The sequence below is a fragment of the Silvanigrella sp. genome (assembly GCF_044369315.1).
In the GTDB taxonomy this organism is placed as follows: Bacteria; Bdellovibrionota_B; Oligoflexia; order Silvanigrellales; family Silvanigrellaceae; genus Silvanigrella.
This window is the reverse complement of record NZ_JBIPMD010000315.1, coordinates 1-3,133: the sequence shown is the minus strand read 5'-3', so window position 1 is coordinate 3,133 and position 3,133 is coordinate 1. Positions and strand designations below refer to the sequence as shown.

The 3,133-nt window shown below is 29.7% G+C and carries 4 protein-coding genes; 1 reads left to right on the top strand and 3 read right to left on the bottom strand.

Annotated features, from left to right (window positions below):
- Nucleotides 1–134: 134 nt before the first annotated feature.
- From ACIQ56_RS16105 to ACIQ56_RS16095, 3 genes are all read right to left on the bottom strand, one after another.
- The gene (locus ACIQ56_RS16105; RefSeq protein WP_397602058.1) at nucleotides 135–1,094 is read right to left on the bottom strand and encodes a class I SAM-dependent methyltransferase; all 960 of its coding nucleotides are present in this window, start codon (nucleotides 1,092–1,094) and stop codon (nucleotides 135–137) included.
- Between the two features lie 25 nt (nucleotides 1,095–1,119).
- Nucleotides 1,120–2,046, bottom strand: coding sequence for a chemotaxis protein CheX (locus ACIQ56_RS16100; protein WP_397602057.1), 927 nt, complete (start codon nucleotides 2,044–2,046; stop codon nucleotides 1,120–1,122).
- Between the two features lie 66 nt (nucleotides 2,047–2,112).
- Nucleotides 2,113–2,484, bottom strand: a complete 372-nt coding sequence (locus ACIQ56_RS16095) for a hypothetical protein (RefSeq protein ID WP_397602056.1) — start codon at nucleotides 2,482–2,484, stop codon at nucleotides 2,113–2,115.
- Between the two features lie 113 nt (nucleotides 2,485–2,597).
- Here ACIQ56_RS16095 and ACIQ56_RS16090 point away from each other — a divergent pair.
- On the top strand, nucleotides 2,598–3,133 hold a 536-nt coding region (locus tag ACIQ56_RS16090; protein WP_397602055.1), incomplete at its 3' end, for a hypothetical protein.

Here is a 3,133-nt window from a genome sequence, read left to right as displayed (position 1 = left end):
AAAAGTCTATTTTCCATCTCCATTTAAATCTCCTCCTCAAAAGGAGATTTAATTCTGGATTTATGCTTTGTAAAAATCACTTATTGGGAGGACACCTGGAGGAGATGCTTCAACATTAACTTGCTCAAATTAAATTATTTTTTATTTAATAACCAAGCTTGATGTATTTTCTCATTTCGAAAATCTTGAGGTAATGTTTTTTTAGTAATATTTTCAATATTAAAATTTTTTGAAAACTCATCATTATCAAATTTAAATGATCTTAAATTATTAGAAAAAATAATTGTTCCTTTATCGGAAAGAATTTTTTCACAATTTTTTAGAAGAGAAATATAATCACGTTGGATATCAAAACTTTCACTCATTTTTTTAGAGTTTGAAAAAGAAGGAGGATCGACAAAAATAAGCTCAAATTTTTTCAAATTCATATTTAAATTAGCAAGCCATTCAACTATATTTGCTCTAATAAATTCGTTATTGCTAATTGAGATTTCGTTTAATTTGAAGTTTGATTCCGCCCATTTTAAGTAGGTATTGCTCATATCAACCGTAGTCACACTTTTTGCATTTCCTAATGCAGCGGCAATGCTAACGGAGCCGGTATAGGCAAATAAGTTTAAAACATTTTTATCAAAAGAAAGTTTTTTTACAATTTGTCTGGTTTTTCTATGATCTAAAAATAAACCGCAGTCTAAATAGTCAGATAAATTAACTAAAAACTTCATTTCTCCTTCATTTACTACTCTGGTAACTCCTTTTTCATTTTCTCTTTCATATTGTGATAATCCTTTTTGTTTTTTTCGTACCTTTAAAAAGAAATCATTATCATTTAAGGCAAAAAACACCTTTAAATCTGAAATTACTTCTTCAAGTTGTAATTGATCCGCTATTTCATACTCATTTGATAGTTCCGAATTATTTTTAGATCTTTCATATTGATATAAAACAATAGCACCCGAATAAAAATCAACTGCAAAAGGATATTGAGGAATATCTTTATCATAAATTCTAAAAGCAGTAATATTCTCTCTTTTGCTCCATTTTTTTAGAAATAAATAATTTTTTTTTACACGGTTTATAAACATGGATTCCATTTTTTTTACCAACTTCATAAAGATCTTAAAATAGTATAAGCTCACCTTCTTCAATCATTACTTGAAGTTTTTCTGGCTCAACAGGTTCGTAATTGTCGTTGATTTCAAGACAAAATTCAACAAAAACGCAAGCTACTTTTTCATACAAAAATGGAATAACCAAAACGGGTGAAGAGCTTTTATAATCTAAAATATGATAAGGGTCAGATAATACAGAAGGAACTGCGATTTCGAAACTCATCCCTTTTTTCTTTAAAAACTGCTGTTTGGCTCTACCCATAATTTGGTTACAAAGTTCTCCGCACATATCAGAGATTCCAAGATTATCTGCAATTGCGTTTGGGCCGAGCATTTTATATAGAAAAGAAGCTAATAGTTTTTTTGTTAAGTTAATAGACATTGAACCTTTGATTTGTGGGCTAGAAAGACCAATTACAGCACTTATTTCACTAAGGCTATCGTTCCCCGTTTTAAGAAACGGTCTTCCTGCAGCAATTGCTATATTTCCAATGGAATCAAAGATATGAATTGTAGACTCGAGAAATATTTTTAAAATTTCGGGCTCAAAAGCGCCATGGTCACCTTTATTTGGATTAATAGCATATTTAATTTTTTCAGATAATAATTTATAACGATATGGTTTAACAAAAATATGGTTAATTCCGAGTGAGCTGAATTTATTTAAGTCTTCTTTATTAGGAGATGATGTTGTCATGATTACATGTGTATTTGAGTGACTAGGATTCTTTAAAAATGAATTTACAATATCTACACAAGGCATTCCTTTATAATTTTGATCTACAATAATAATATCAAATTTATATTCTTTTAAAATATCGCTAAGAGCTTTAGAATTATCAAAAAAATAGGCTTCATGTCCATCTGCAACTAGAAAATGGTTTAAGTTTTCAATTGATTTTTGTGAAGAGTCTGCAACAAACAGCTTAGCCATATTATTTTCCAAGAGTATTATCCAATATTAAAAATAAGTCTCCTCTTTTAATTGAAAAATTATCAATTAATTATCAATTTTAGGTAATGCATATTCTTCAAATAAAGCCCAGCACCTCATATCTCTGCTATAAAATGCAAGCATAACTCCTACGTCGGACCAGTATTTGTATCTTGCATTCCAGTAAGTGTAATACCGCAAAAATAAATTTGAGGTTTTTCCGCTTACCAATGAGTCTGGTGTAGGTAAAAAATCATCTATAAAGTAACACTCCCCCGCCTGTTCTAATCTCAAGAAAGGTAAATTAACAGGACTTGGAGGTGGTCCGCGAACAACGGGTGGGGTGCTGCATCCATTTAGCAAAAGACTTAAAAGAGCTAAAAAGACAAATCTTTCTACTCTCATCTTTTTTGTGTATGTTATTAAACGCAGTTGCATTTAAACCCCTTTCCGCCTGCTTTAATAATCGGAAAGGTTTACAAATTGCTTAATTACAAGAAAAATAGCTTGTTTTGTTAATGACAATTTGCTGACTTTTATGAAAGGTGACAATGTCTCAGCTTTATACGCTTCCAGAAAGAAAAAAAAGAATTTTTATTGATGAGAAATTTAACCCTTTAGATAAAAATGATGTACGTCATTTATTAGCAAGGCTTTCGACAGAAATTCCTTTCGATTTTAAAAGTGCTGCAAATTGGTATGGTCTTTTTCATGAAGCCTCTTGCGCCATATCTGAAGCTCATACTATTTTAGAATTAAATTTAAGTTTTAATATTAATGACAATTTAGCTGAAAAAAAATTAGTTGAATTTGAAGAAGATATTTTATCTCAGTTATTGAATATAAGAAGTGAATTAATGGATACCTACATGACTTCACCTTGGCGCAATTCAATGCACTTATATGACAATGATAGAATTATTAAAGATTTAAATATTAGAAGAAAATATACTTCGTCAGCAATATCAAAGCTTCAAATTGAAGAAAATCAATTGATAAGAGATTATAAAAAATTTTCACACTCAGCTAAAACTTTATTTGAAGGAAGAACAACCCCTGTTTCTGTTGTGATAGGAAAATTAAATGA